Here is a 25,875-nt window from a genome sequence, read left to right on the forward strand (position 1 = left end):
CGGTCACTGCGCGGCGACGGCCCGCAGTACGTCCAGGCGGGCCGCGCGCCGGGCCGGGCGCAGTGCGGCGAGGACTCCGGCCGTGACGCCCACCAGCGCCACCGCCACGAGGCGCACCGGCGGGACGGCGAACGCGAACGCGGTGCCACTCGCGCCCTCGGAGGCCTTCACCAGCACCCAGCCGAGGCAGGTGCCGAGGGCGAGCCCGCCGGCCGTGCCGAAGGCGGCGATCAGGACCGATTCCCAGCGGACCATGGCGCGCAGCTGGGCGCGGGTCTGGCCGACCGCGCGGAGCAGCCCCATTTCGCGGGTGCGTTCGTGGATCGCCAGGGTCAGCGTGTTGGCGATGCCGAGCAGGGCGATGAGGACCGCCAGGGCGAGCAGGGCGTAGACGAGCGTGAGCATCATGTCGATGCCGCCGGCCGAGGACTGCGCGTACTCGGCGCGGGTCTGCACCTGGGGGTTGCCGTACCGGGCGGCCACCCGCTGGACCGCCTTCCTGCCCGCGTCGGCGCCCACCCCGTCCTTGAGGGAGACGGCGACCAGGGTGTCGGCGTCCTGGGTGCGGTGCGGGGCCCAGGCGGCGCGGGTGACGACGTAGTCGCCGACGAGTTCGGACTGCCCGTAGACCGCGCGGACGGTGAACGCGGCGGACCTGCCGTCGGTGAAGGTCAGCCTCGTCCGGTCGCCGGTGGTGAGGACGCGTGCGTCGGCCTCCTTCCGGCTGACGGCGATCCCGTCGGTGCCGAGGTCGCGGAGGCTGCCCCGTACCCGGCCCAGGTCGAAGGTGCGGGCGAGGGCGCCGGGGTCGGTGACGGTCAGGGATCGCCCCCTGCCGTCGACCTCCGCCACGCCCCGGCCGAGCCCGACGGCGGTGTCCACCTCGGGCAGCCGCTGCACGGCGGCGGCGAGCCCGGGGCTCAGCCCGCTGCCGCCCGCGCCGAAGGACGGGGTGCTCACCGCGAGGTCGCCCGCGAAGGAGCGGGACACGGTCTGGTCCATGGTGGCCTTGAGCGAGGCTCCGAAGACGGTGAAGAGCGACACGACGGCGACCCCGATCATCAGCGCGCCCGCGGTCGCGGCGGTGCGCTTGGGGCTGCGCAGCGCGTTGCGCCGGGCGAGGGCGCCGGTGACGCCGCGCAGCCGGTCGAGCGGGCCGCCGAGGAGCCGTACGACGGCGGTGGAGGCGACCGGGCCGAGGACCACGAAGGCGGCCAGGGCCAGTACGGCGCCCAGTCCGGCCGCCCACACCGACCGGTGGACCAGCACGCCGGCCAGGGTGACGGCGACGGAGACGGCCGCGAGGGCGGTGCCGGTGACTGCGCGGGTGCGGGAGGCCCCGGAGGAGTCGACGGCGCTCTCGCGCAGCGCCGCCAGGGGCGCCGTCCGGCCGGCCCGTACGGCGGGCAGCAGCGCGGAGCCCAGGCAGACGACGACGCCGACCGCGAGCGGCAGCAGCATCGACCCGGGCGTGACGACGAGGCCGCCATCGGGGAAGGGGAACCCGATGGCCGGGAACAGCGCCTGCAGTCCCGCGGCGATCCCGATGCCGCCCGCGAGTCCCCCGGCGGAGCCGGCGGTCGCGACCGCGCTCGCTTCGACGAGGGTGGCGGCGGTCACCTGGCGGCGGGCGGCCCCGAGGGCGCGCAGCAGGGCGTTCTCCCGGGTGCGCTGGGCCACGACGATCGCGAAGGTGTTGTGGATGGAGAACGTGGCCACCAGCAGCGCCACTCCGGAGAACACCAGCAGGAACGTGGTGAACATGGTCAGGAACTGACTGGAGATCATGTCGGTGTTCTCCTGGGCCGACTCCTGTCCGGTGATGGCCTCGACGCCGCGCCGACTCCTGTCCGGTGATGGCCTCGACGCCGCGGGGCAGGACGGGCGTCAGGCGGCGCACCAGATCGTGCCGGTCGACGCCCGGCTCGGCCCGCACCAGGATGCTCGCCGCCTGGCCGGGCCGGCCGGTCAGGTACCTCTCCGCGTCGGCGCGGGTCATGCCGGTGAACGTCACCTGGGCCATGCCGTCCTCGCCGCCGAACGTCGCGAGGCCCACGATCGTCACCCTGACCGGGTCGGGCGTGCGCAGCGTCGTCGTGTCGCCGATGCGCAGGCCGCCCGTGCGCGCGGCGCCGCGGTTGACGACGACCTCGCCGGACTTCGCGGGCGCGCGGCCCTCGGCGAGCCGGTACGGGTTGAGCTCCGGGTCGGTGATCCAGTTGCCGGCCAGGGTGGGCGGCCCCTGGCCGCCCACGGCCGCCCCGTTCCTGCCGACGAGTTGGCCCGCCCCCTGGATCTCGGGGGCGGCGGCCGCCACGCCGGGGACCCGCGCCACGGCCGTGAGCAGGGAGGTGTCGACGGGCCGCCGCACGCCCCGGCTCTCGCCGGGTGTGGTGATGACGTCGGCGCCCCGGACGACGGCGTCCGTGCCCCGGGCCGCCGTGCCGAACATCGAGTCGAAGCTCGCGCGCAGCGTGTCGCCCATGACCAGGGTGCCGGTCAGGAAGGCGACGCCGAGGAACACGGCGAGGAAGGTGCCGGCGAAGCGCCGCCGGTGGGCGCGCAGGGAGGACAGACTGAGGCGGACCGTGGCGTTCACGACCTCACCTCGAAGGCCTTCATACGGTCCAGGACCGAGTCGGCGGTCGGGGACTCCATACGGTCGACCGGGCGCCCGTCGGCGAGGAAGAGGACCTCGTCGGCGTGGGCGGCGGCGACGGGGTCGTGGGTGACCATCACCACGGTGCGGTCCATGTGGCGCACGGCGCGGCCGAGCAGGCCGAGCACCTCCGCGCCGGCGCGGGAGTCGAGGTTTCCGGTCGGTTCGTCGGCGAAGACCACATCCGGCCGGCCGGCGAACGCCCGGGCCACGGCCACGCGTTGCTGCTGTCCGCCGGAGCACTGGGAGGGCCGGTGGTGCAGCCGGTCGCGCAGGCCGACGACGTCGACGAGCGCGTCGATCCACTCCTCGTCCCCGCCGCGGCCGGCGAGGTCCAGCGGCAGTGTGATGTTCTCCGCGACGGTCAGCGTCGGCACGAGGTTGAACGCCTGGAAGACGAAGCCGACCCGGTCGCGGCGCAGCAGGGTCAGCCGGCGGTCGTCGAGGCCGCTCAGCTCGGTGCCGCCGATGTGGGCGGTGCCGGAGGTGAGCGTGTCGAGCCCCGCCGCGCAGTGCATCAGGGTGGACTTGCCGGAGCCGGAGGGTCCCATGATCGCGGTGAAGCGCCCGGCCGGGAAGTCGACGCTCACGCCGTCCAGGGCCCGCACGGCGGTGTCGCCGGCGCCGTACACCTTCACGGCGTCGACGACCCGCGCGGCCGTCCGGGTCCCGGTCACGGTGCTCATACGGCACCGCCCTTGCCCGTGCGGCCGAACTGCTCCTCCAGCACCGACAGCCGACGCCAGTACTCGTCCTCGTCGATCTCGCCGGAGGCGAAGCGGCGGCCGAGGAGGGCGAGGGGCGAGTCGGGGGCGGGGCGGCCGTCCGTGCCGCGCCACGGTCCGCGGTCCGTGCCGCGCCAGGACCCGCCCCGGCCACCGCTCCAGGCGGCGCGGCGCAGGACGGTGACCGCGCCGACGATCACGGCCGCCCACATCAGCGGGAAGAAGAGGATCCACGGCCCGGGGCCGCCGTCCCAGTTCGCCAGGGTCTGCATCTCGGCTCATCTCCTCGGAGGCTCTGCGGTGATGTTCCGAGAGTGGCTCCGGGAGGGGGCCCGGGTCGTCGTACGGCCGGCGGCAGTGCGCGTACCTCCCGGGAAGTACGGAGCGCGCCCGCGCCTGCTCCTCCCGGTCTCGACTTCTGTACCTACTAGTATGTACATTGTCGTCGTGAGCACTTCGGAGCGACTGATCGAGTCCACCCGCGAGCTGCTGTGGGAGCGCGGGTACGTGGGCACCAGTCCCAAGGCGATCCTGGAGCGGGCGGGCGCCGGGCAGGGCAGTATGTACCACCACTTCAAGGGCAAGCCCGACCTGGCGCTGGCGGCGATCCGCCGGACGGCCGAGGAGCTGCTGGCCACCGCGGAGGGCGTGCTCGGCGGCCCGGGCACGCCGTACGACCGCATCGAGGCGTATCTGCGGCGCGAACGCGACGTGCTGCGCGGCTGCCCGGTGGGACGTCTGACGATGGACCCCGACGTCGTCGCCGACGACGAGTTGCGCGCGCCGGTCGACGAGGCGCTCGACCGGATCCGTGAGCGGCTGGCCGGACTCGTCGAAGAGGGCCAGGAGCAGGGCCAGTTCGCGCCCTCGCTGGACGGCGAGGAGATCGCGGCGGCGGTCGTCGCCACCGTTCAGGGCGGTTACGTCCTCGCGCGCGCCTCCGGCTCCCCCGCCGCCTTCGACGCCGCTGTCCGCGGCCTGCTCTCGCTGCTCGCGCCGCGGAACCCCTGAGACCTCGGGGAGCCGGCGGCCGCGGGGCCGCAGCGGACCCGACCCAGCCGAAAGGACCCGATCCATGCACGCCATGCAGTACGAGCTGACACTCCCCGCCGACTACGACATGGACGTCGTGCGCGGCCGTGTGGCGCGCCGCGGGCATCTGCTGGACGACTGGGAGGGCCTCGGCCTCAAGGCGTACCTGATGCGCGCACGGGGAGTGCACGGCTCACCGGTCAACCAGTACGCGCCGTTCTACCTGTGGAACACCGTCGAGGGCATGAACTCCTTCCTCTCCGGCGGCTTCCAGGGACTCGTCGACGACTTCGGGCGGCCCGCCGTGCGGCAGTGGACCGGGGTGGCGTTCGAGGAGGGCACCGCCACCGACTCCCCCGCCGCCCTGGCCGTACGGCACCGGCAACCCGTCCCGGACGGCGTGGAGTCGGCCGCGTTCATGGACGACGCGGCCCGGGAGACGGCGCGGCTGGCCGGTCTGGACGGCGCGGTCCTGGCGGCGGCCGCCCTGGACACCCACGGCTGGGAGTTGGTGCACCTCTCCCTCTGGACCCGGCACCCCGCCGCAGCCGGCGTCCCGCAGCCCGACGGCGACATCTTCCGGGTCCTCCACCTGTCCGCCCCCGGACGAAAGACCCTGCGGCCCGGCCGCCATTGGTGACCACGGCCGGCTCGGCAGCCGCACGCCGGTCTCGTCGGAGCCGGAGGCCGGACCCGGTGGAGCCGGGGTCGGTGGTGGGTGGGGCGGGGGTCGCGGTGGCGGCGGGGGTCGCGGTGGCGGCGGGGTGGGGGTGGGTCATGCCAGGGCGCCCAGGGGATCGTCGAGGACCGGCTGCCAGGCCAGTTCGGCGGCGCCCACCAGGCTGTTGTGGTCGAGGGTGCAGGGGAGGATCGGGACGCCGCCGCTCTGGCCCCACAGGCTCCGGTCGGCGACGACGGCGCGCAGCCGGTCCGGGGCGGCGTCGAGCAGGGTACGGTGCAGGCCGCCGAGGATGATCCGGTCCGGGTTGAGGATGTTCACCAGACCGGCGAGGCCGAGGCCCAGGCGGTCGACGAGGGCCTCGACGGCCGCGCGGACGGCGGGGTCGTCGTAGTGGTCGCGGATCAGGTCGTGCGCCTGCTTCAACAGCGACACCTCGGGGCCCACCTCGCGGCCCGCGGCGGTGAGGAAGGCCAGTGGGTCGGCCTCGACGTCGAGGCAGCCCCGGCTGCCGCAGTGGCAGGGGCGTCCCTCGGGGTTGACGGTGAGGTGGCCGACCTCCAGGGCCAGACCGGAACTACCCGTGTGCAGCCGCCCGTCCAGCACCAGCGCGCCGCCCACGCCCCGGTGGCCGGTGGCCACGCACAGCAGGTCGCGGGCGCCCCGGCCCGCGCCGTGCCGGTGCTCGGCCAGCGCCGCGAGGTTGACGTCGTTGGCCGCGAAGGCCGGGCCGGTGATCCCGGCGGCGCGCACGCACTCGGCGAAGATCCGGCGCACGGGCGCGCCCGCGGGCCACGCCAGGTGCAAAGGGTTCAGCGCGAGCCCCTCCGGCTCGGCGACCGCCGACGGCACGGCGAGCCCGGCGCCCACGCAGCGCCGCCCGGTCGCCCGCAGCAGTTCGGCGCCGGCCTCCACGACGGAGCCGAGCACCTTGGCCGGGTCGGCGTCGACGGTCTCGCAGCCGGGCGCGGTGGCGACGATCCGGCCGCCCAGGCCCACCAGGGCCGCGCGGAACCCGTCGGCGTGCACCTGCGCGGCCAGCGCGACCGGGCCGTTCTCGGCGACCGCGAGCCGGTGCGAGGGACGCCCCTGCGACCCGGCCGCCGCGCCCGGGCGGGCGTCCACCCGGATAAGGCCCAGCGCCTCCAGCTCCGCCGCCACCGCGCCCGCCGTCGCCCGGGTCACACCGAGCTCGGCGGTGAGCACGGCCCGGGTCGGGGCGCGTCCGGTGTGCACGAGCTCCAGCGCGGGGCCGAGCGCACCGCGCCCCCGGTCCAGCCGCGTCCTCGAGGTGGTCCCTTCCCCCGCCGCCCGGGGGTCCGCCTTGCCGCTCATGAGGGCGAGTCTCCCATGATCCTCCGGTGCCGTGACCGGCGCCGTGAGTCAGAAGCCGCTCACCCGGAGGGTGATGTTCAGCCGTCCGGTCAGCGTCAACTCGGGCGGCGCGGTGCCCGGGTGGACGCGGGGCACGCCGTGGTGGGCGAGCCGGGCGGGGCCGCCGAACACGAACAGGTCGCCGCTGCGCAGTTCGACGTCGGTCCACGGCCGGGTCCGGGTCTCGGTGTTGCCGAAGCGGAACAGGCAGGTGTCGCCGAGGCTGAGGGAGACCACCGGCGCGGTCGACTTCTCGTCGCCGTCGCGGTGCATGCCCATACGGGCGCCGGCGTCGTAGAAGTTGATCAGCGCGATGTCGTACGCGGCCGCCGGTACCGCCTCCGGGCCCAGCGCGTCGGCCACCGCGCGCCGGCCCAGTTCGCCCAGCCAGGCCGGGAACGGCTTCACCGGCGCCCGGTCGCCGTCCACGACGGTGCGGGCGTAGGCGTAGGGGTACCAGTGCCAGCCCAGGCACACCTGTCGTGCGGTCATCGTGCCGCCGCCGGGGGTGCGCACCGTGCGCAGGCCGGCCGGCGGGCGTGCCCACTCCCGGCAGGCCGTGAGCAGCTCGCGCTGCCGCTCGCCGTCCAGCCAGTCGGGCACGTGCACGGCACCGGGCACGATCTCCGTACGCGCCCGGGGGAACAGCTCGGCGTCCATGCCGTCCATCCTCTCGCACCGGCCGCGGCGGGCCCCGGGGTACGCGGCGCCCGCCCCGGCCGACCGGGCCTGAGCTGCGGCTCCGCTAGCCTTGTCGGACGATGAACGACCGTATGACGACGCCCTGGGGCGAGCTGGAGCTGGCCCGCTTCCCCGAGGACCCCCGCGACCGGCTGCGCGCCTGGGACGCCTCCGACGAGTACCTGCTGCGGCATCTCGCGCAGCGGGAGCCGGACGAGCCGGGGCGGGAGACCGGGACGGGGCTGTCCGGGACCGTCGTGGTGGTCGGGGACCGCTGGGGCGCGCTGGTCACGGCGCTGGCCGCGCACCGGCCGGTGCAGATCACCGACTCGTTCCTGACCCAGGAGGCGACCCGCGCCAACCTCGCCCGCAACGGCGTGGAGACCGGTGCGGTGCGTCTGCTCACCACCCAGGATCCGCCGCCCGGTCGCGTCGACGCCCTCCTGGTGCGGGTGCCCAAGAGCCTGGCCCTGCTGGAGGACCAGCTGCTGCGGCTGGCGCCCGCGGTGCACGAGGGCACGCTCGTCGTCGGTACCGGGATGGTGAAGGAGATCCACACCTCCACACTGCAACTGTTCGAGCGGGTGCTCGGACCGACCCGGACCTCGCTCGCGGAGCGCAAGGCACGGCTGGTCTTCTGCACCCCGGACGCGTCCCTGCGGCCGCCCGCCAACCCGTGGCCGCACCGCTACGCGCTGCCCGAGGGGATCGGCGCCGTCTCCGGCCGGACCGTCGTCAACCACGCCGGCGTCTTCTGCGCGGACCGGCTCGACATCGGCACCCGCTTCTTCCTCGGGCACCTTCCGCGAAGCCGTGGGGCGCGGCGGGTGGTGGACCTGGGCTGCGGCAACGGCGTGGTGGGGACGGCCGCGGCGCTGGCGAACCCCGAGGCCGAGGTGCTGTTCGTGGACGAGTCGTTCCAGGCCGTGGCCTCGGCGGAGGCGACGTACCGGGCGAACGGCGTGCCGGGGCACGCCGAGTTCCGGGTCGGCGACGGACTGGCCGGGATACCGGACGGCAGTGTGGACCTGGTGCTCAACAACCCGCCGTTCCACTCCCACCAGGCGACGACCGACACGACGGCGTGGCGGATGTTCACCGGGGCGCGGCGCGTGCTGCGCCCCGGCGGCGAGCTGTGGGTGATCGGCAACCGGCATCTGGGGTACCACGCCAAGCTGCGACGCCTGTTCGGTGCCTGTGAACTGATCGCGAGCGACCCGAAGTTCGTGGTGCTGAGGGCCGTCAGGAGTTAACCGGCGGGCGGCCGGACGCGAGGAGCGCGACGAGCCGCCGCACCTCCGCCACCATGGCCTCACGTCCCACCCCGAGGTAGGTGCGCGAGTCGACCGCCTCGGGCCGGCCGGCGAGGAAGTCGCGGATCGCGCCGGTCATCGCGATGTTCAGGGCGGTGCCGACGTTGACCTTGGCGATGCCGCCGGCGACGGCCGCGGTCAGTTCGGCGTCGGGCACGCCGGAGGAGCCGTGCAGGACGAGGGGCACGTCCAGCGTGCCGGCGAGGCGTTTGATCAGGTCGTGGTCGAGGGCGGCGGTGCGCTCGGTCATGGCATGGGCGTTGCCGACGGCCACGGCCAGCGCGTCCACCCCGGAGTCGGTCACGAACGCGTGCGCCTCGGCGGGGTCGGTGCGGGCGCCGGGGGCGTGGGCGTCGAGCGGCGGCCGCCCGTTCTTCCCGCCGATCTCCCCCAACTCGGCCTCGGTCCACAGCCCTTGGGCGTGCGCCCATTCGGCTGCGGCCCTGGTGGCGGCGAGGTTCTCGGCGTAGGGCAGCCGGGAGGCGTCGTACATGACGGAGCTGAAACCCGCGTCACAGGCCTGGCGCAGCAGGTCGTCGCTCTGCACGTGGTCGAGGTGGAGGGCGACCGGCACGCGGGCGCGTTCGGCGGCGGCGACGGCGGCGCGGGCGAGCGGTAGCACCCGCCCGTAGCGGAACTTGACCGCGTTCTCGCTGACTTGGAGGACAACGGGGGTGCCGGCCGCCTCGGCGCCGGCGACGACGGCCTCGACGTGCTCCAGCGTGATGACGTTGAAGGCGGCGACGGCGGAGCGCGCGGCGGCGGCCGCGGTGACCAGCTCGCCGGTGGCTGCAAGCGGCACGGCCTGTCCTTTCGGGGACTCGGATCAGGAGGTGTGGTCCAGGAGTTCGGGTCAGGGGTCCGGCTCAGGGGTTGAGGATCACCGAACGGGTCAGGTGGCGCGGCCGGTCCGGGTCGAGACCGCGGGCGGCGGCGACGGCGACGGCGAGGCGCTGGACGCGGACGAGTTCGGCGAGGGGGTCGAGTTCGCCCTGGATCCACCGGCCGCCGGTGGCGCGCACCTGGTCGGCGAGCCCCTCCGGTGCCCGGCCGAGCATCCAGGTGGCCGTGGAGCGGGTGGTGATGCTGATGGGCCCGTGCCGGTACTCCATCGCCGGGTAGGCCTCGGTCCAGGACAGCGAGGCCTCCCGCATCTTCAGCCCGGCCTCGTTGGCGAGCCCCACGGTCCAGCCGCGGCCGAGGAAGGTGAACTGGGTGCGGTCCACGAGCCCTTCGGGCAGCGGCTCGGCGAGGGCGGTGCGCGCGTCGTCGACGACGTTGTCGGTGTGCAGCCCGAGGTGGGCGCGCAGCAAGGTGAGCGCGGTGGTCGCGAACCGGGTCTGCACCACGGAGCGTTCGTCCGCGAAGTCGAGCACCACGACGTCGTCGGCGACTCCCATGACGGGCGTGTCCGGGTCCGCGGTGACGGCGGTCGTGCGCGTACGGCCCTTCAACCGGCCGAGCAGATCGAGGACTTCGGTGGTGGTGCCGGACCGGGTGAGGGCGAGCACCCGGTCGTAGGAGCGGCCGTACGGGAACTCGGAGGCGGCGAAGGCGTCCGTCTCGCCCTCCTCGGCGCCCTCGCGGAGCGCGGCGGCAGTCTGGGCCATGAAGTACGAGGTGCCGCAGCCGACGATCGCGACCCGCTCCCCCGGCGCCGGGAGGGCCCGGCCCTGCTCGGTGGCCTCGGCCGCGGCGCGGGTCCAGCACTCGGGCTGGCTGCTCAGCTCGTCCTCGACATGGGTCATGCCGCCCTCACTCTTCCCCTGGGGGTGCTGGTGATTGTTCCTGCAAGATAGCGCTCCGTTTCGCGCACAATCAAGCATCTCGGCGGGTGCCGCGTGCGTTAGGGTCGCGGGAGATCGAGGGAATGGAGGCCCGCGGATGTCGCGCGACGCCCGCTGGAAGGCGCTGCTGGAGCTGCTCGTCGAGCGCGGCCGGCTGGACGTCGAGGAGGCGGCGTCCGAGCTGGGCGTGTCGGCCGCGACCATCCGCCGGGACTTCGACCAGCTCGCCGAGCAGCAGATGCTCGTGCGCACCCGGGGCGGGGCCGTCGTGCACGGCGTCTCCTACGAGCTTCCGCTGCGGTACAAGACGGCCCGCCGCGCCTCCGAGAAGCAGCGGATCGCCAAGGCGGTCGCGGACCTCGTGTCGCCCGGTGAGGCGGTGGGCCTGACCGGCGGCACGACCACGACGGAGGTGGCCCGTGCCCTGGCGGTGCGCGGCGATCTGAGCTCCGCCGCCCCGGGGCCCTCCGGCTCCCCGGCGCTGACGGTGGTGACCAACGCGCTGAACATCGCCAATGAGCTGGCCGTACGGCCCCAGTTCAAGATCGTGGTGACCGGCGGCGTCGCGCGCCCGCAGTCGTACGAGCTCATCGGGCCGCTGGCGGACGGGGTGCTGGGGCAGATCACCCTGGACGTGGCGGTGCTCGGGGTGGTCGCCCTCGACGTCGCGCACGGCGCCGCGGCGCACGACGAGGCGGAGGCCGCCGTCAACCGGCTGCTGTGCGAGCGCGCCGAACGGGTCGTCGTCGCCGCCGACTCCAGCAAGCTGGGCCGGCGCGCCTTCGCCCGTATCTGCGCGGCCGAGTCGGTGGACACACTGGTCACGGACACGGCGGCGGGGCAGGACACGGTGCGGCGGTTCGAGGAGGCGGGCATCCGGGTCGTCACCGTCTGACGGCTCGTCCCGCGCCCCGGGCCCGCCCGTTCCGCTCAGGCGCGGAAGAAGCCCACACCGCGGCAGTCGTTGCACCCCGGGACGGGCCGGGCGTCCTCCGGTGCGCGCTGCTGGGCCTGGAGGGCGACGCTCACCAGGGTCACGAGGAGATCGACGTCCGCGGAGGCGTCCAGACGCAGCGTCACCCACTGCGAACCGGGCACGAGCCGGATCGCCGCGAACCGCCGCAGGTCCCCCGCGAGCCGCCGGATGGCCCCGGCGGTGAGCCGGAGGTCGACGTCCCGGTCGGAGTGGAAGTGGGCTATCTCGCCTTGAGCGGAGCTGAGGGCCTGCCCCGTACCGCAACTCGGCGCCGCCTCCATCAGGTCGGGCCAGGAAGTCAGTTGGGCAAGAGCACGTGCGGCCAACGTCATGGTTCCATCATGGCGTGCTCACCGTTTGGACACCGATACGTGAGCGAGCCTTAACCGATCCGTGTCCGACCACGTCCCGCCGCCCGGGCACGCCCGCCCGCGCACGCCCCCACCGCACGCCCGGCGGGGCGTCGCCACGGCACCCGCCGGGCGAACTCGCCGCACCTCACCGCACGTACACGAAGTGAGAGAGGCAACTTCCGCTTGGCGTCCGCCCCCTGGACGTCCGGCACCACATCGGTACGCTCGCGGCCGAAACGCGCCCAACCTCGTGCGAGTGGAAGGCGGTGCCCCATGGCAGACGGGACGTCCGGACGGGGACTGGTCGGCGAGCTCACGGCCGAGTTCCTGGGCACAATGGTCCTCATCCTGTTCGGCTGCGGTGTGGTCGCGCAGGTCGTGGCCGGGAAGCTCGGAGATCACGACAGCATCACCTGGGCATGGGGCATCGGCGTCACGCTCGGTGTCTACATCGCCGCCCGTGTCAGCGGCGCCCACCTCAATCCCGCGGTGACCCTGGCACTGGCCTGCTTCAAGGGCTTCTCCTGGCGCAAGGTCCTGCCCTACGCACTGGCGCAGACGCTCGGCGCTTTCGCCGCGGCCCTGCTGGTGCGCTGGAACTACACCGAGATCCTCGCCGAGGCCGACCCCGGCCACACGATCAAGACCCAGGGCGTCTTCTCGACCCTCCCCGGCAACGGCGTCTTCCCGGTCAGCGAGTGGGGCGCGCTGCGCGACCAGATCATCGGCACCGCGATCCTGGTCCTGCTGATCTTCGCCGTCACCGACCTGCTCAACACCCCGCCGGGCGCCAACCTCGCGCCCCTGGTCATCGGCTTCCTGGTCGTGGCCATCGGCATGGCCTGGGGCGCGGACGCGGGCTACGCCATCAACCCGGCCCGCGACCTCGGCCCCCGTCTCGCGAGCTACCTCACGGGATACGGCACGGCCTGGCGGGACCAGTACGGGAACCTCTACTTCTGGGTGCCGATCGTCGGTCCGCTGGTCGGCGGCGTGATCGGCGCCCTGGCGTACCGCCTGCTCGTCACCCCGCACCTGCCGGTGACGCCCGCGGAGCAGGAACCCGGACGGGTCCCGACGCCCGACTCCGCGAGTGCGTGACGGAGAGTGACGAACGAGGACCCGGTTCCAGGCTCGCCCGCCACGGGACGGGCCCTCCGGGCGGGCCCGCGCCCCCATCCGGGAGCACACTGGCATGAGGAGCCGCCAAGCGTCGGGGAACGACAGGTGCCCCGAGCGGCCGTCGGTGCTCACGAGGGGGTGTCGAAGGTGACACGTCGTGCGGGAGAGTGGCAGCGTCGGCTGTGGCGGTGGCGGCGCAGTCCGCTGCGGCGGACCAGTGATGTCGTGGAGGCGTGGATCCTGGTCGCGGCCTGCCTCCTCGCCGTGGCCGGCGGTCTCCTCGCGGGGCTCCTGACGGCGGGCGCGATGCGGCAAGGCGCCGACGGGGTGCGCGACCGGAGCCGGCCGGTGTCAGCCGCGCTGACGCAGGAGGCAACGTGGGGCGCCGCCCGGCCCACGAGCAGCGCCCTGGTGTGGGGCACGGTGCGCTGGACCGACCGGGACGGCGCGGCGCACACGAGCCGCGCCAGGGTCCCGGCCACCGCACGGCCCGGCAGCCACGTCACGGTGTGGACGGACGGGCACGGCCGCCTGACCCCACCGCCCGTCTCGCACGCGGAAGCCGCCTTCCAGGCGGCCCTCGGCGGACTCTGGGCCGCGACGGCCGCCGTGGGCGTGGTCATCGGCGGCGCCAAGCTGGCCCGGGCCCGGCTGGACCGCCACCGTATGGACCAGTGGGCCGAGGAGTGGGCCAGGGTGGACACACGGTGGGGGCGCAAGACGGGCTGACCCGGTCCCGCCGTCCGCCGGCGGCTACAGCGCGCGCTCCAGGCGCTCGGCCACCAGCTTCACGAACTGTGCCGGGTCCTTCGGCCGGCCGCCCTCGGCGAGCACCGCCAGGCCGTACAGCAGTTCGGCGGTCCCGGTGAGGCCGGCCCGGTCCTCGCCGTCCCGGAAGGCCTGGTTCAGGCCCTTGACGAGCACATGGCCCGGGTTGAGCTCCAGGATCCGCTTGGCGGCCGGCACCTCCTGGCCCATCGCGCGGTACATGCCCTCCAGGGCCGGGGTGAGGTCGTGCGCGTCGGAGACCACGCAGGCCGGGGAGACGGTCAGGCGCGAGGACAGACGTACCTCCTTGACGTCGTCCGCGAGCCGCTCGGTCAGCCAGCCGAGCAGCCCGGCGTACTCCTCGGCCTGCTTCTCCCGCTCGCCGCCGGAGGGCTCCTCGGGCTGTGCGCCGAGGTCGATCTCGCCCTTGGCCACGGAGCGCAACCGCCGGCCCTCGTACTCGCCCACGGCGTCGACCCACACCTCGTCGACGGGGTCGGTGAGCAGCAGCACCTCGATGCCCCGGTCGCGGAACGCCTCCATGTGCGGGGAGTTCTCGACGCTCTGCCGGGACTCGCCGGTCAGGTAGTAGATGTCCTCCTGCCCGTCCTGCATCCGTTCCGCGTAGCTCTTCAGCGTGACCGGCTCGCCGTCGCCGTGCGTCGTCGCGAACGACGCGACGGCGAGGAGGGCGTCGCGGTTCTCGGAGTCGGTCACCAGCCCCTCCTTGAGCACGGGGCCGAACTCCCGCCACAGCGAGGCGTAACGCTCCGGGGCCTTGGTCATCATGTCCTTGACCGAGGACAGGACCTTCTTCGTCAGACGGCGCCGCATCATGCGGATGTGCCGGTCCTGCTGAAGGATCTCGCGGGAGACGTTGAGAGAGAGGTCCTGGGCGTCGACGACGCCCTTGACGAAGCGGAGGTAGGACGGCAGCAGCGCGTCGCAGTCCTCCATGATGAGGACGCGCTTCACATAGAGCTGCAGGCCGCGCCGGGCGCCCTGGGTGAACAGGTCGTGCGGGGCGTGCGCGGGCACGAACAGCAGGGCCTGGTACTCGAAGGTGCCCTCCGCCTGCAGCCGGATCGTCTCCAGCGGGTCGCGCCAGTCGTGGCCGAGGTGCTTGTAGAGCTCGTGGTACTCGTCGTCGGACACCTCCTCGCGCGGGCGCGCCCACAGCGCCTTCATCGAGTTGAGCGTCTCGGGCTCCGCCGGGGCGTCCTCCCGCGCCGGGGCGTCCTGGTCCGTCGTACCGGCCCCGGCAGGCGGGGGGACCAGCCGGATCGGCCAGGTGATGAAGTCCGAGTACCGCTTGACGATCTCCCGGATCTTCCAGGCGGAGGTGTAGTCGTGGAGCTGGTTGTCCGGGTCGGCCGGCTTGAGGTGCAACGTGACCGCGGTGCCCTGCGGCACGTCCTCGACCCGTTCCAGCGTGTACGTGCCCTCGCCGCGGGACGTCCAGCGGGTGCCCCGGCTCTCACCGGCGCGCCGGGTCACCAGGGTCATCTCGTCGGCCACCATGAAGCCCGAGTAGAAGCCGACGCCGAACTGGCCGATCAGGCCCTCGGCTCCGGCCGCGTCCTGGGCCTCCCGCAGCTCCTGGAGGAAGGAGGCCGTACCGGAGTTGGCGATGGTGCCGATGAGCTGCCCGACCTCGTCGTACGACATGCCGATGCCGTTGTCCCGCACGGTGAGGGTGCGGGCGTCCGGGTCGGCCTCGATCTCGATGTGCGGATCGGACACGTCGGCGTCCGGGACCTCCTCCCGCAGGCCCGCCAAGCGCAACTTGTCCAGCGCGTCGGAGGCGTTGGAGACGAGCTCACGCAGGAAGACATCCTTGTTCGAGTAGACCGAGTGGATCATCAGCTGGAGCAGCTGACGGGCCTCTACCTGGAACTCAAACGTTTCGGTCGGCATGGTTCGCGCGTACCTCACAGATCGCCGTGTCGCCGTGACTGACGGCAGTCACTGTAGGACACCCGGTCAGCTCTCCGGGCCGCGGACCCGCTGTGCCGGCGCCGGGTGGTGGACGCGGCAGACGAGGGCGTCGTCCACCACGTCGGCCACGATCGTGTCCCCCGGGCCGGCGGAGTCGCTCAGCAGCAGGTCGGCGATGCGGTTGTCCAGCTCCGCCTGGATGGTGCGGCGCAGCGGACGGGCGCCGAACTCCGGCTGGTGGCCGTGCGCGACGAGGAGTTTCTTCGCCGGTTCGGTGACCTCCAGCTCCAGGCCCTGCGCCCGTACCCGGCGCCGGCTCCGCTCCAGCAACAGGTCGACGATCCGGCCGAGTTCGCCCTCGCCCAGACCGTGGAAGACGATGATGTCGTCGATGCGGTTGAGGAACTCGGGCAGGAACCGGGCCCGCAGGTCCGCCATCAACTGCTCCCGGACGGCGCCGACATCACCCCCGTGGGCGAGGATCCGCCGGGCGCCGATGTTGGAGGTCATGATGACCACGGTGTTGCGGAAGTCGACGGTGCGGCCCTGGGCGTCGGTGAGCCGCCCGTCGTCGAGGACCTGGAGCAGCGTGTTGAAGACGTCCGGGTGGGCCTTCTCCACCTCGTCGAAGAGCAGCACGCTGTAGGGCCGGCGGCGCACCTTCTCGGTGAGCTGGCCGGCCTCCTCGTGACCGGCGTAGCCGGGAGGGGCCCCGACGAGCCGGGAGACCGTGTGCTTCTCCTGGAACTCGCTCATGTCGAAGCGGACCATGCGGTTCTCGTCGCCGAAGAGCAACTCGGCCAGGGCCTTGGCCAGTTCGGTCTTGCCGACCCCGGGCGGGCCGAGGAAGAGGAAGGACCCGACGGGGCGGTCGGAGTCGCTCATGCCGGCCCGGTTGCGGCGCACCGCCTGCGCGATCGCGGTGACGGCCTCGTCCTGGCCGACGACCCGGGAGTGCAGCGCCTCCTCCAGCTTCAGCAGCCGTTCCTTCTCGGTCTCGGTCAGCTGCGCCACGGGGATGCCGGTGCGCCGGGACAGTACGTCGGCGATGTCCTCGACGGTCACCTCCAGCACGCCCTCGCGGCGCTCGGCGAGGCCCGCCAGCTCCGACTCCACCTCCGCGACGCGGTCCTTCAGCTCGGAGGCCCGTTCGAAGTCCTCGGCGGCGACGGCCTGGTCCTTCTCCCGGCGCAGCTTGGCGAGCCGGTCCTCGCGCTCGACGACCTCGGTGGACCGGCCCAGGGACCGCAGCCGCACCCGGGCCCCGGCCTGGTCGAGCAGGTCGATGGCCTTGTCGGGCAGGAAGCGGTCGGTGACGTACCGGTCCGACAGCTCGGCCGCCGCGACCAGCGCCTCGTCGGTGTGGCGCACCTGGTGGTGGGCCTCGTAGGAGTCACGCAGGCCCTCCAGGATCTGCACCGTCTCCTCGACGGTCGGCTCGGGCACCATCACCGGCTGCAAGCGGCGCTCCAGGGCGGCGTCCTTCTCAACGTAGCGGCGGTACTCGTCGAGTGTGGTGGCGCCGACGACGTGCAGTTCGCCCCGGGCGAGCGCCGGTTTGAGGATGTTGCCCGCGTCCATCGAGCCCTCGCCGGTGGCGCCGGCACCGACGACGGTGTGCAGTTCGTCCAGGAACAGGATCGTCGACTCGGAGGCGGCCCTGACCTCGTCGATGACGTTCTTCAGGCGCTCCTCGAACTGGCCCCGGTACTGCGCTCCGGCCACCAGCCCGGTGAGGTCGAGGGCGACCACCCGCTTGTGCTCCAGCGTCCTGGGCACGTCGCCGGCGACGATCCGCTGGGCGAGGCCCTCCACGATCGCGGTCTTCCCCACGCCCGGCTCCCCGATCAGGACGGGGTTGTTCTTCGCGCGCCGGGAGAGGACCTCGACGGTCTGCTCGATCTCCACGGCACGCCCGACCACCGGGTCCAGCTTCCCGGCCCGCGCCTCCTCGGTCAGATCGCGCCCGTACTGGTCCAGGGTCGGCGTGGCGCTCGTGGTCTCGCCCCCGTCCGGCGCGGCCTCGACGCGGGCGGCCGTCTCGGAGGTGCGGCGCAGCCCGTCGAGGTCCATGCCGTGGGCGGCCAGGACACGGGCCGCGGCGGCGCCGGGCGTGTCGAGCAGCGCCCCGAGGATGTGCTCGGGCCCGATGTACGACACTCCGGACGCCTGTGAGCGCTCGTGGGCGCGCAGCAGCACGCGCTTGGCCGCCGGGGTCAGGCCCGGCTGCGCGGACGGGGTGCCGCTCTCGCCGGGCAGCGCCACGGCGAGCGCCCGGCCGAGGTGGTCCGGATCGGCTCCGGCCCGGTCGAGCAGGCCGCGGGCGGGCTCCACCTGCGTGCACGCCCACAGCAGGTGCTCGGTGTCCAGGTCGGAGCTGCCGCCCTCGGCCGCCCGCCGGGTGGCGAGGTTGATCAGCTCGTGCGCGGACTCGGTCAGCAGCCGCCCGATCGGCACCCGCTGCACCTGCGGGGGCGAGGCGGCCGGGGTCATGCCGAAGAAGCGGTTGAGGATCTCGGAGAACGGGTCCGGGCCCCCGAAGGAGGCGCCGAAGGGGGACATCGTCATGATCGCCGTCCGCAGCGTGGGGAATGAGTCCCCACCAGCCCAACCCGCCGAATGGCCCACCGCAACGCGGCATACGCCGACCCGGTGCCGTACCGGACGCCGGCACCCTCCCCCGGTCTCCCCCGACCGGGTTCCGTCCGGCACACTCCCCGCATGGAGACCACCGATTTCGTCGACACACTGGACCGGGAGGGCAGGCTGCTGGCCGCGGCCGCCGAGGAGGCGGGCACCGCCGCCGAGGTACCGGCCTGCCCGGGGTGGCGGGTGCGGGACCTGCTGCGGCACACCGGCGTGGTGCACAGCTGGGCCGCCGGCATCGTGGCCGAGGCGTGCGCCTCCCCGCGCCCCATGGGCGATCCGCCGGACCTGGACGGTGACGCGCTCGTGTCCTGGTACCGCGACAGCCACCGGGCGCTCGTCGAGACCCTGGCCGCGGCGCCCGCCGTCCTGGAGTGCTGGACGTTCCACCCCGCGCCCTCTCCGTCCTCCCTGGCCTTCTGGGCCCGGCGGCAGGCGCACGAGACGACGGTGCACCGTTACGACGCCGAGTCGGCGCGCGGCGGCGCCCCGACGGCGATCGGCTCGGAGTTCGCCGTGGACGGCGTCGACGAGCTGCTGCGGGGCTTCCACGCCCGGTCCCGGAGCCGGGTCCGCACGGAGAAGCCGCGGGTGCTGCAAGTGCGGGCCACGGACACGGAGGCGGCGTGGACCGTACGGCTGTCGGACGCACCGCCGGTCGCCGCGCTCGGGCTCTCGGGCGAGGCGGACGCCGAACTGGCGGGTCCGGCAGAGCAGTTGTACCTGGCACTGTGGAACCGGGTACCGGTGCCGAGCGTGACGGGCGACGCCGCGCTCGCCGGGCTGTGGCGGGAGACGTCGGCGATCGTCTGAGACTCCCCCTCGGGCCCGTGGGGCGTCCCGGCAGGCGCCCTCAGCCCAGCCAGCCCGGCCGCACCAGCCCCGACTCGTAGGCGAGGACGACCAGTTGGGCGCGGTCGCGGGCACCGAGCTTCACCATGGCGCGGCTGACGTGGGTCTTGGCGGTGAGCGGGCTGACGACCAGGCGGCGGGCGATCTCCTCGTTGGACAGGCCGATGCCGACCAGGGCCATCACCTCGCGTTCGCGCTCGGTCAGCCGGGCGAGGGCGTCCGCGGCGGCCGGCTCCTTGGAGCGGGCGGCGAACTCGGCGATCAGCCGACGGGTCACGCCCGGCGACAGCAGCGCGTCTCCGGCCACCACCGCCCTTACCGCGCGCAGGAGTTCCTCCGGTTCGGTGTCCTTCACCAGGAAGCCGGAGGCGCCCGAGCGGATCGCCTCGAAGACGTACTCGTCGAGTTCGAAGGTGGTGAGCATGACCACTTTGACGTCCGTCAGCTCCGTGTCGCCGGTGATGCGGCGGGTAGCGGCCAGTCCGTCCAGCAGGGGCATCCGGATGTCCATGAGCACGACGTCGGGATGCAGTTCGCGCACCCCGCGCACCGCCTCCTCGCCGTCCGCGGCCTCCCCGGCCACCTCGATGTCCCGCTGGGCGTCGAGCAGCGCCTTGAAGCCGGCCCGCACCAGCGACTGGTCGTCGGCGAGCAGTACGCGGATCACCGGTCCTCCTCCGTCTTGAGGGGCAGTACGGCGAGCACCCGCCAGCCGCCGCCGGGCCGCGGGCCCGCCTCGATGCCGCCGCCGAGCGCGGCGGCCCGCTCGCGCATCCCGGCCAGGCCGTTGCCGCTGCCGCCCGCGTCGGCGCCGGTCGCGGGCCCGTCGTCGTCGACGCGCAGGCGCAGCGCGCCGCCGTCCCCTTCGATGTCCATGCGCACGCGCGCGTGCCGTGAGCCCGAGTGGCGTATGACGTTGGTGAGGGCCTCCTGGACGATCCGGAAGGCGGCGAGGTCGGTGCCGGGCGGCAGCCGGGGCGGCTCGCCCTCGACCTCGACGTCGAGACCGGCGCCGGCCGCGGCCTCGACCAGTTCCGGCAGCCGGTCGAGACCCGGCGCCGGAGCGCGCGGCGCGTCGCCGGGGGCGCGCAGGGTGGCGAGCACCTGGCGCACCTCCCCCAGCGCCTCCTTGCTGGCGTCCTTGATCGTGGTGAGCGCCGTACGCGCCTGCTCCGGGTCGCTGTCCAGGAGCGCGAGGCCGACGCCCGCCTGCACGTTGATGACGGAGATGCTGTGCGCGAGGACGTCGTGCAGTTCGCGGGCGATCCGCAGCCGTTCGGCGTCCGCGCGCCGCCGGGCCGCCTGGGCCCGCTCGGCCCGTTCCTTCGCCCACTGCTCACGGCGGACGCGGGCCAGTACGGAGACCGCGACGACGGCCACCACCCAGGTGCCGATGACGAGTTGCTGGCCCCAGGAGGAGGCGGCGTCCCCGGCGGGCGGCAGCCACCGGTAGAGCCAGAGCGCCATGACCGCGTGTCCGGCCCAGAGCGCGCCCACGGCCGCCCAGGCGGCCCGGGGGTGCCCCGCGACGACGGCGCTGAAGCAGGCCACCGCGACGGCGAGGAAGACCGGCCCGTACGGGTATCCGGCGGCGAAGTAGGCCAGGGTCGCCGCGGCCGTGCCGAAGACGACGAACACCGGGTACCGCTTGCGCCACAGCAGCAGTCCCGAGGCCACGCACAGCAGCAGGACCGCGTACGCGTCCAGCGGCTCCCGCCGGATCTGGTTGTGGGCGGAGAAATGGGTACCGAGGAGCACGAACGCCGTGAACATCACGGTGGACGGCCAGGGCCAGCGGCCGGGGCGCGCCTCATCGCCGTCCGGGCGGTTCCACCAGGGCGGTCCGTGCCGCCACCACTGCGGCGGGCCGCCCCCGCGTACGTGCTGTTCTGCCATGTCCGCCACGCTAGACGGCCGGTGCCGCCGGCGACGTCAGCCTGGCGTCGTGATCACCGGTACTCCCCGGAGAGTACGCCCGTCCTCGGAGAGCGGCCCTGGCCCCGCCCGGGGTGACGCCTGCAGGAGGCGAGGGGCCGGCACGTCGCGGAGCTGGACGGCAGGACGTCGGCGGCGTCAAGGCGTCAGCGGCGTCAAGGCGCCAGCCCGACCCCGAGCGCGAGTCGGACCGCCGCGTGCCGGAAGAACGGCGCACGGTCCTCCACCACCCGGTGGAACTGCCCAAACAGCTCGAACCCGACCAGCCCGAACAGCTGCGCCCAGGCCGCGACCAGCGCCGCCGCCGCCCCCGGCGGAAGGTCTGGGGCGAGGTCGGCGGCGATCCGCCCGGCCTCCTCGCGCAGGTCGGCGGGCAGCGGCGGTCCGGTCAACGCACCCTTTTCATGGGCGTCGCGCACGACGCCGATGAGGAGGAGGCCGACCCGGGACGCGGCCGGAACGGTGGTCTCGGGCGCGGTGTAGCCGGGCACGGGCGAGCCGTAGATGAGGGCGTACTCGTGCGGGTGCGCGAGCGCCCAGCCGCGCACCGCCTCGCACACGGCGGTCCAGCGCTCCAGCGGGGCGGCCTCCGCCACCGCGGCGTGCGCCGCCTCCGCGGCCTCGCCCAGGGAGTCGTAGGCGTCGATGATGAGCGCGGTCAGCAGGTCGTCGCGGCTGGGGAAGTAGCGGTAGAGCGCGGAGGAGACCATGCCGAGCGCGCGGGCCACGGCGCGCAGCGAGAGCTTCGCCGCTCCTTCGGCAGCGAGCTGTCTGCGCGCCTCGTCCTTGATCGCGGCGGTGATCTCCGTCCTGGCCCGGGCGCGGGCTCCCTGTGCGGTGCTCATACGACCAGTGTTCCACGTTTTCAGAGCACCGCACACAAATCAGAGCACTGCTCTTGCCCTGGTGTGCCGACCCGGGGCACACTGCTCTCAGAACGAGAGCAGTGCTCTCCCGAACCCGTGGGGGTAACCATGTCGTCGTCGCCGTACTACCTCAAGGGCAGCCGGACGACCGTCCGGCTGAACAGCGTCATCGGCTGGCTGGCGCGGCACGGCCTCAGCCTCGCCGGCAGCGCCGAACTGTCCGTGCGCGGCCGGAAGTCCGGCGAGATGCAGCGCATCCCGGTCAATCCGCACACCTACGAGGGCGCCCAGTACCTCGTCTCGGCCCGCGGCCACTCCCAGTGGGTGCGCAACATGCGCGCCGCCGGCGGCGGCGAACTGCGCGTCGGGCGCAAGGTCCGCGCGTTCACCGCGGTGGAGCTTCCCGACGCCGAGAAGCTCCCCGTGCTGCGGACCTACCTGGACAGGTGGGGCTGGCAGGTCAACGACTACTTCCGGGGTGTGACGGCCGCGTCCTCCGACGAGGAGATCCTCGCCGCCGCCCCCGACCACCCCGTCTTCCGGATCACGGTCAAGAAGTGACCGCGTCCTCCGCGTCCGCGACGGCGCGCGTGTCCGGCGTGACCGGCCGCCGGTCCAGCGCGGTCAGGGCGCGCTGGGCCAGGGGGTGGCTGCGCACCAGCTCGCCCAGCGAGGTGGCGCCCTGTGTGATGTCCTTGAACGCCTTCCACGCGGGGCGGAACCCGGTCAGCACGGCGTGGAAGAGTCCGGGACGGCGCTCGAAGACCGCCAGCATGCTCCGGCCGACGGCCATCTCGACCCCGAGCCCGGCCTTGATCGCGAACGCGTAGTTCAGCGCCTGGCGCCGGGCGTCCACCGCGTCGTGCGCCTCGGCGATCCGCACCGCCCACTCCCCCGCGAGCCGGCCCGACCGCAGGGCGAACGAGATGCCCTCCCGCGTCCACGGCTCCAGCAGCCCCGCCGCGTCCCCGCACACCAGCACCCGCCCCCGCGAGAGCGGGGAGTCCTCGGCCCGGCACCGCGTCAGATGACCGGAGGAGATGCTCGGTTCGAAGCCGGCCAGACCCAGCCGGGCGATGAAGTCCTCCAGGTACCGCTTGGTGGCGGCGCCTTCGCCGCGGGCGGAGATCACTCCGACCGTCAGGGTGTCCCCCTTCGGGAACACCCAGCCGTAACTGCCGGGCATCGGACCCCAGTCGATGAGGACCCGCCCCCGCCAGTCCTCGGCGACGGTCTCCGGCACCGGGATCTCCGCCTCCAGACCGAGGTCGACCTGGTCGAGCTTGACCCCGACGTGCGCCCCTATACGGCCGGCGCTGCCGTCGGCGCCGACCACCGCGCGCGCGAGCACGGTCTCGCCGCCCTGGAGCACCACGGCGACCGTGCGCCGGTCCGGCACCGCCGAGCCGTGCTGCTCGACCCGCGAGACCGTGACGCCCGTGCGCAGTTCGGCGCCCGCCTTCTGCGCGTGCTCGACGAGCTGCTGGTCGAACTCGGGCCGGTTGATCAGCCCGAACAGCATCCGCTTGGAACGGCGGGTGCGCGTGAAACGGCCGTTGTTGGAGAACGTGACGGCGTGCACCCGATCCTTGAACGGCAGCTCGAAGCCGGGCGGCAGCGCGTCGCGCGAGGGTCCGATGATGCCGCCGCCGCACGTCTTGTAGCGGGGCAGCTCCGCCTTCTCCAGCAGCAGCACGCGCCGCCCCGCGACCGCCGCCGCGTAGGCCGCCGAAGCCCCTGCCGGTCCCGCGCCCACCACGACGACGTCCCACACCCGCTGCACGTCGTCCGCCGAAGAGTTCTCGCTGCTCACGATGGTCTACTGCTCCCGATCAAGCCGGCTTCCGCTGCTGTCTCCCGCATCCTACGGCGGCCGTCGCCGACGGCCGCTGTGGGAGGATCGGCAGGCGCACGCCCCCGCTCACCGGCGGGCGCCTACGCTGACACGATCAACCCGGACCACAGACGTGCCCCGAGTCCCACCCAGGAACTCACCGGCACGACGTCGCACCCACAAGGAGCGTGCCCATGTCGTCGAATCCGGTCGCCGAGACCGTCGCCTCCCTGATGCCCAGGGCGCGCGAGGAGCTCGCCGAGCTGGTGGCCTTCAGGTCGGTGGCGGACTTCGACCAGTTCCCGAGGAGCGAGAGCGAGGGCGCCGCGCGCTGGGTCGCCGACGCGCTGCGCGCCGAGGGCTTCGAGGACGTGGCCCTGCTCGACACCCCGGACGGCACGCAGTCGGTGTACGGCCACCTGCCCGGCCCCGAGGGCGCGAAGACGGTCCTCCTCTACGCCCACTACGACGTGCAGCCGCCGCTGGACGAGGCCGGGTGGACGACCCCGCCGTTCGAGCTGACCGAGCGGGACGGCCGCTGGTACGGGCGCGGGGCCGCCGACTGCAAGGGCGGCGTCATCATGCACCTGCTGGCGCTGCGCGCGCTGAAGGCCGACGGCGGCATACCGGTGAACGTCAAGGTGATCGCCGAGGGTTCGGAGGAGCAGGGCACGGGCGGCCTGGAGCGCTACGCCGAGCAGCACCCGGAGCTCCTGGCGGCGGACACCATCGTGATCGGCGACGCGGGCAACTTCCGCGTCGGCCTGCCCACGGTCACCAGCACCCTGCGCGGCATGACCATGGTCCGCGTGCAGATCGACACGCTCGAGGGCAACCTGCACTCAGGTCAGTTCGGCGGTGCGGCCCCCGACGCGCTGGCGGCGCTGATCCGCGTCCTGGACTCGCTGCGGGGCGAGGACGGCTCGACGACCGTGGACGGGCTCGCCGGCGACTCCGCGTGGGAGGGCCTGCAGTACGACGAGGAGCAGTTCCGCAAGGACGCCAAGGTGCGCGACGGCGTCGGGCTGATCGGCTCCGGCACGGTCGCCGACCGGATCTGGGCGCGCCCGGCCGTCACCGTCCTCGGCATCGACTGCCCGCCGGTCGTCGGCGCCACCCCGTCCGTGCAGGCCGCTGCCCGCGCGCTGATCAGCCTGCGCGTGCCGCCGGGCGTCGACGCGGCCGAGGCGACCAAGCTGCTCCAGGCCCACCTGGAGGCGCACACCCCGTGGGGCGCGCGGGTGCGCACCGAGCAGATCGGCCAGGGCCAGGCCTTCCGCGCCGACACCACCAGCCCGGCCTACCAGGCCATGGCCGACGCGATGGCGGTCGCCTACCCGGGCCAGGAGATGCAGTACGCCGGCCAGGGCGGCTCCATCCCGCTGTGCAACACCCTCGCGGCCCTCTACCCGAGCGCGGAGATCCTCCTCATCGGCCTGAGCGAGCCAGAGGCGCAGATCCACGCCGTGGACGAGAGCGTCTCCCCCGAGGAACTGGAGCGGCTGTCGGTCGCGGAGGCCCTGTTCCTGCGCAACTACGCGGCGGGCTGAGCACCGGCTCTGCCCACGGCAGAGGGCCCTCGCCTCACGGCGGGGGCCCCGCCCTACGGTCGTCCTCATGGACGTCGTCGAACTCCTCCCCCACCTGCACCTGCTGCGCTTCCCGGTCGGGCAGGCCTACCTCTGGCGCGACATCGACGGCGACGCGCTGACGCTCGTCGACGCCGGCCCGAAGGGTGCCGGCGCGAGCATCGCCGAGGCGATCAGAGCCCTGGGCCGGGACCCCGCGGACGCGCGCCGTCCGGTGCTCACCCACTTCCACGCCGACCACGCGGGCGGGGCGGGCGAGTTCGCCGCGCTGAGCGGTGCGGCGGTGCCGGCCCACCACCTGGACGCGCCGGTCGTACGGGGCGAGGCGGCCGGCCCGCCCCCGGTCCTGGAGGACTGGGAGCGCCCCATCCACGCGGAGGCCGCCGGACGCCTGCCGCCGGGCGCACCGGTCCGCCCGGCGGTGGTCACCGAGCTGTCCCACGGCGACGTGCCGGACTTCGGCGGCGGCGCCCGGGTCGTCCACGTCCCGGGCCACACCCACGGCAGCATCGCCCTCCACCTCCCGCGCCACGGCGTGCCTGTTCACCGGAGACACGGTGGCCGCGTCTCCGGAGGACGGCACGGTGATGCCGGGGGTGTTCCACCTCGACCGGCCTCAGGCGGCCGACTCCTTCCGCCGGCCGGCCGCGCTGGCCCCGGAGGTGGCCTGCTTCGGCCACGGCGCTCCGGCGCTCGGCCGACGGGCGTGGAGCGGGGCCGACGGCCGGTAGCCAGCCACGCGGCCG

22 protein-coding genes and 2 pseudogenes are annotated in these 25,875 nt (G+C 74.0%); 10 read left to right on the plus strand and 14 right to left on the minus strand.

Going from position 1 to position 25,875, the window contains the following annotated elements; all coding sequences use genetic code 11:
- Positions 1-3: 3 nt before the first annotated feature.
- The 3 genes and pseudogenes from ACF1A5_RS14695 to ACF1A5_RS14705 form a co-directional block, all read right to left on the minus strand.
- Positions 4-2,599 (minus strand): annotated as a pseudogene (locus ACF1A5_RS14695) (ABC transporter permease).
- Entirely contained in the window at positions 2,596-3,345 is a 750-nt protein-coding gene (locus tag ACF1A5_RS14700; RefSeq protein ID WP_392193214.1) for an ABC transporter ATP-binding protein, read from the minus strand. Before ACF1A5_RS14700 ends, ACF1A5_RS14695 begins: the two are co-directional and overlap by 4 nt.
- The gene (locus ACF1A5_RS14705; protein ID WP_356179923.1) at positions 3,342-3,656 is read right to left on the minus strand and encodes an SHOCT domain-containing protein; all 315 of its coding nucleotides are present in this window, start codon (positions 3,654-3,656) and stop codon (positions 3,342-3,344) included. Before ACF1A5_RS14705 ends, ACF1A5_RS14700 begins: the two co-directional genes overlap by 4 nt.
- A 160-nt stretch (positions 3,657-3,816) precedes the next feature.
- Between ACF1A5_RS14705 and ACF1A5_RS14710 the strand changes: the two genes are divergently transcribed.
- Both ACF1A5_RS14710 and ACF1A5_RS14715 read left to right on the plus strand, forming a co-directional pair.
- Complete coding sequence (locus ACF1A5_RS14710; protein ID WP_392193215.1) at positions 3,817-4,395, plus strand: TetR/AcrR family transcriptional regulator; 579 nt, start codon at positions 3,817-3,819, stop codon at positions 4,393-4,395.
- Positions 4,396-4,459: 64 nt separating this feature from the next.
- Complete coding sequence (locus ACF1A5_RS14715) at positions 4,460-5,056, plus strand: DUF4865 family protein (protein ID WP_392193216.1); 597 nt, start codon at positions 4,460-4,462, stop codon at positions 5,054-5,056.
- Positions 5,057-5,191: 135 nt separating this feature from the next.
- On the opposite strand, the gene ACF1A5_RS14720 is transcribed toward ACF1A5_RS14715, so the two are convergent.
- Positions 5,192-6,430, minus strand: coding sequence for an ROK family protein (locus ACF1A5_RS14720; protein WP_392193217.1), 1,239 nt, complete (start codon positions 6,428-6,430; stop codon positions 5,192-5,194).
- A gap of 48 nt (positions 6,431-6,478) precedes the next feature.
- Positions 6,479-7,129, minus strand: coding sequence for an alpha-ketoglutarate-dependent dioxygenase AlkB family protein (locus ACF1A5_RS14725; RefSeq protein ID WP_392193218.1), 651 nt, complete (start codon positions 7,127-7,129; stop codon positions 6,479-6,481).
- Between the two features lie 113 nt (positions 7,130-7,242).
- Here ACF1A5_RS14725 and ACF1A5_RS14730 point away from each other — a divergent pair, with 113 nt between their 5' ends.
- Entirely contained in the window at positions 7,243-8,403 is a 1,161-nt protein-coding gene (locus ACF1A5_RS14730; protein ID WP_392193485.1) for a methyltransferase, read from the plus strand.
- On the opposite strand, the gene ACF1A5_RS14735 is transcribed toward ACF1A5_RS14730, so the two are convergent.
- Together ACF1A5_RS14735 and ACF1A5_RS14740 are read right to left on the minus strand one after the other, a co-directional pair.
- Positions 8,393-9,265 carry a ketose-bisphosphate aldolase gene (locus tag ACF1A5_RS14735; protein WP_392193219.1) on the minus strand — a complete coding sequence of 291 codons (873 nt, stop codon included), beginning with the start codon at positions 9,263-9,265 and terminating at the stop codon, positions 8,393-8,395. The genes ACF1A5_RS14730 and ACF1A5_RS14735 overlap by 11 nt on opposite strands.
- 64 nt (positions 9,266-9,329) lie before the next feature.
- A complete protein-coding gene (locus tag ACF1A5_RS14740) occupies positions 9,330-10,211 on the minus strand; it encodes an SIS domain-containing protein (RefSeq protein ID WP_392193220.1) in 882 nt (293 codons plus the stop codon).
- Between the two features lie 136 nt (positions 10,212-10,347).
- Between ACF1A5_RS14740 and ACF1A5_RS14745 the strand changes: the two genes are divergently transcribed.
- The gene (locus tag ACF1A5_RS14745) at positions 10,348-11,145 is read left to right on the plus strand and encodes a DeoR/GlpR family DNA-binding transcription regulator (RefSeq protein WP_392193221.1); all 798 of its coding nucleotides are present in this window, start codon (positions 10,348-10,350) and stop codon (positions 11,143-11,145) included.
- Positions 11,146-11,180: 35 nt separating this feature from the next.
- Here the strand turns inward: ACF1A5_RS14745 and ACF1A5_RS14750 are convergent, their stop codons facing one another.
- The gene (locus ACF1A5_RS14750) at positions 11,181-11,558 is read right to left on the minus strand and encodes a luciferase family protein (RefSeq protein ID WP_392193222.1); all 378 of its coding nucleotides are present in this window, start codon (positions 11,556-11,558) and stop codon (positions 11,181-11,183) included.
- A 294-nt stretch (positions 11,559-11,852) separates the two neighbouring features.
- On the opposite strand from ACF1A5_RS14750, the gene ACF1A5_RS14755 reads away from it, so the two are divergent.
- Positions 11,853-12,680 carry an MIP/aquaporin family protein gene (locus ACF1A5_RS14755; RefSeq protein WP_392193223.1) on the plus strand — a complete coding sequence of 276 codons (828 nt, stop codon included), beginning with the start codon at positions 11,853-11,855 and terminating at the stop codon, positions 12,678-12,680.
- Positions 12,681-12,848: 168 nt separating this feature from the next.
- Positions 12,849-13,430: a hypothetical protein gene (locus ACF1A5_RS14760; protein WP_392193224.1), complete on the plus strand. Its 582-nt coding sequence runs from the start codon at positions 12,849-12,851 to the stop codon at positions 13,428-13,430.
- A gap of 24 nt (positions 13,431-13,454) precedes the next feature.
- On the opposite strand, the gene htpG is transcribed toward ACF1A5_RS14760, so the two are convergent.
- Both htpG and ACF1A5_RS14770 read right to left on the minus strand, forming a co-directional pair.
- Positions 13,455-15,386, minus strand: a complete 1,932-nt coding sequence (gene htpG, locus ACF1A5_RS14765) for a molecular chaperone HtpG (RefSeq protein ID WP_392193225.1) — start codon at positions 15,384-15,386, stop codon at positions 13,455-13,457.
- A gap of 66 nt (positions 15,387-15,452) precedes the next feature.
- A complete protein-coding gene (locus ACF1A5_RS14770) occupies positions 15,453-17,975 on the minus strand; it encodes an ATP-dependent Clp protease ATP-binding subunit (protein WP_392193226.1) in 2,523 nt (840 codons plus the stop codon).
- A gap of 153 nt (positions 17,976-18,128) precedes the next feature.
- Here ACF1A5_RS14770 and ACF1A5_RS14775 point away from each other — a divergent pair, with 153 nt between their 5' ends.
- Positions 18,129-18,866 carry a maleylpyruvate isomerase family mycothiol-dependent enzyme gene (locus tag ACF1A5_RS14775; RefSeq protein ID WP_392193227.1) on the plus strand — a complete coding sequence of 246 codons (738 nt, stop codon included), beginning with the start codon at positions 18,129-18,131 and terminating at the stop codon, positions 18,864-18,866.
- Between the two features lie 40 nt (positions 18,867-18,906).
- On the opposite strand, the gene ACF1A5_RS14780 is transcribed toward ACF1A5_RS14775, so the two are convergent.
- The 3 genes from ACF1A5_RS14780 to ACF1A5_RS14790 form a co-directional block, all read right to left on the minus strand.
- Positions 18,907-19,572 (minus strand): response regulator, encoded by a 666-nt coding sequence (locus ACF1A5_RS14780; protein ID WP_392193228.1) that lies wholly within the window; start codon positions 19,570-19,572, stop codon positions 18,907-18,909.
- The gene (locus tag ACF1A5_RS14785) at positions 19,569-20,801 is read right to left on the minus strand and encodes a sensor histidine kinase (protein WP_392193229.1); all 1,233 of its coding nucleotides are present in this window, start codon (positions 20,799-20,801) and stop codon (positions 19,569-19,571) included. The genes ACF1A5_RS14780 and ACF1A5_RS14785 overlap by 4 nt, the downstream gene beginning before the upstream one ends.
- A 194-nt stretch (positions 20,802-20,995) precedes the next feature.
- A complete protein-coding gene (locus ACF1A5_RS14790; protein ID WP_392193230.1) occupies positions 20,996-21,685 on the minus strand; it encodes a TetR/AcrR family transcriptional regulator in 690 nt (229 codons plus the stop codon).
- A gap of 129 nt (positions 21,686-21,814) precedes the next feature.
- Between ACF1A5_RS14790 and ACF1A5_RS14795 the strand changes: the two genes are divergently transcribed.
- Entirely contained in the window at positions 21,815-22,267 is a 453-nt protein-coding gene (locus ACF1A5_RS14795) for a nitroreductase family deazaflavin-dependent oxidoreductase (protein ID WP_392193231.1), read from the plus strand.
- Here ACF1A5_RS14795 and ACF1A5_RS14800 read toward each other — a convergent pair.
- Positions 22,257-23,519: a geranylgeranyl reductase family protein gene (locus ACF1A5_RS14800; RefSeq protein WP_392193232.1), complete on the minus strand. Its 1,263-nt coding sequence runs from the start codon at positions 23,517-23,519 to the stop codon at positions 22,257-22,259. The genes ACF1A5_RS14795 and ACF1A5_RS14800 overlap by 11 nt on opposite strands.
- A 215-nt stretch (positions 23,520-23,734) precedes the next feature.
- Here ACF1A5_RS14800 and ACF1A5_RS14805 point away from each other — a divergent pair, with 215 nt between their 5' ends.
- Together ACF1A5_RS14805 and ACF1A5_RS14810 are read left to right on the plus strand one after the other, a co-directional pair.
- Complete coding sequence (locus tag ACF1A5_RS14805; RefSeq protein WP_392193233.1) at positions 23,735-25,090, plus strand: dipeptidase; 1,356 nt, start codon at positions 23,735-23,737, stop codon at positions 25,088-25,090.
- A 67-nt stretch (positions 25,091-25,157) separates the two neighbouring features.
- Positions 25,158-25,860: pseudogene (locus tag ACF1A5_RS14810) on the plus strand (MBL fold metallo-hydrolase).
- The last annotated feature ends 15 nt before the right edge of the window (positions 25,861-25,875 follow it).

This window comes from Streptomyces sp. NPDC014864 (assembly GCF_043081525.1).
In the GTDB taxonomy this organism is placed as follows: domain Bacteria; phylum Actinomycetota; class Actinomycetes; order Streptomycetales; family Streptomycetaceae; genus Streptomyces.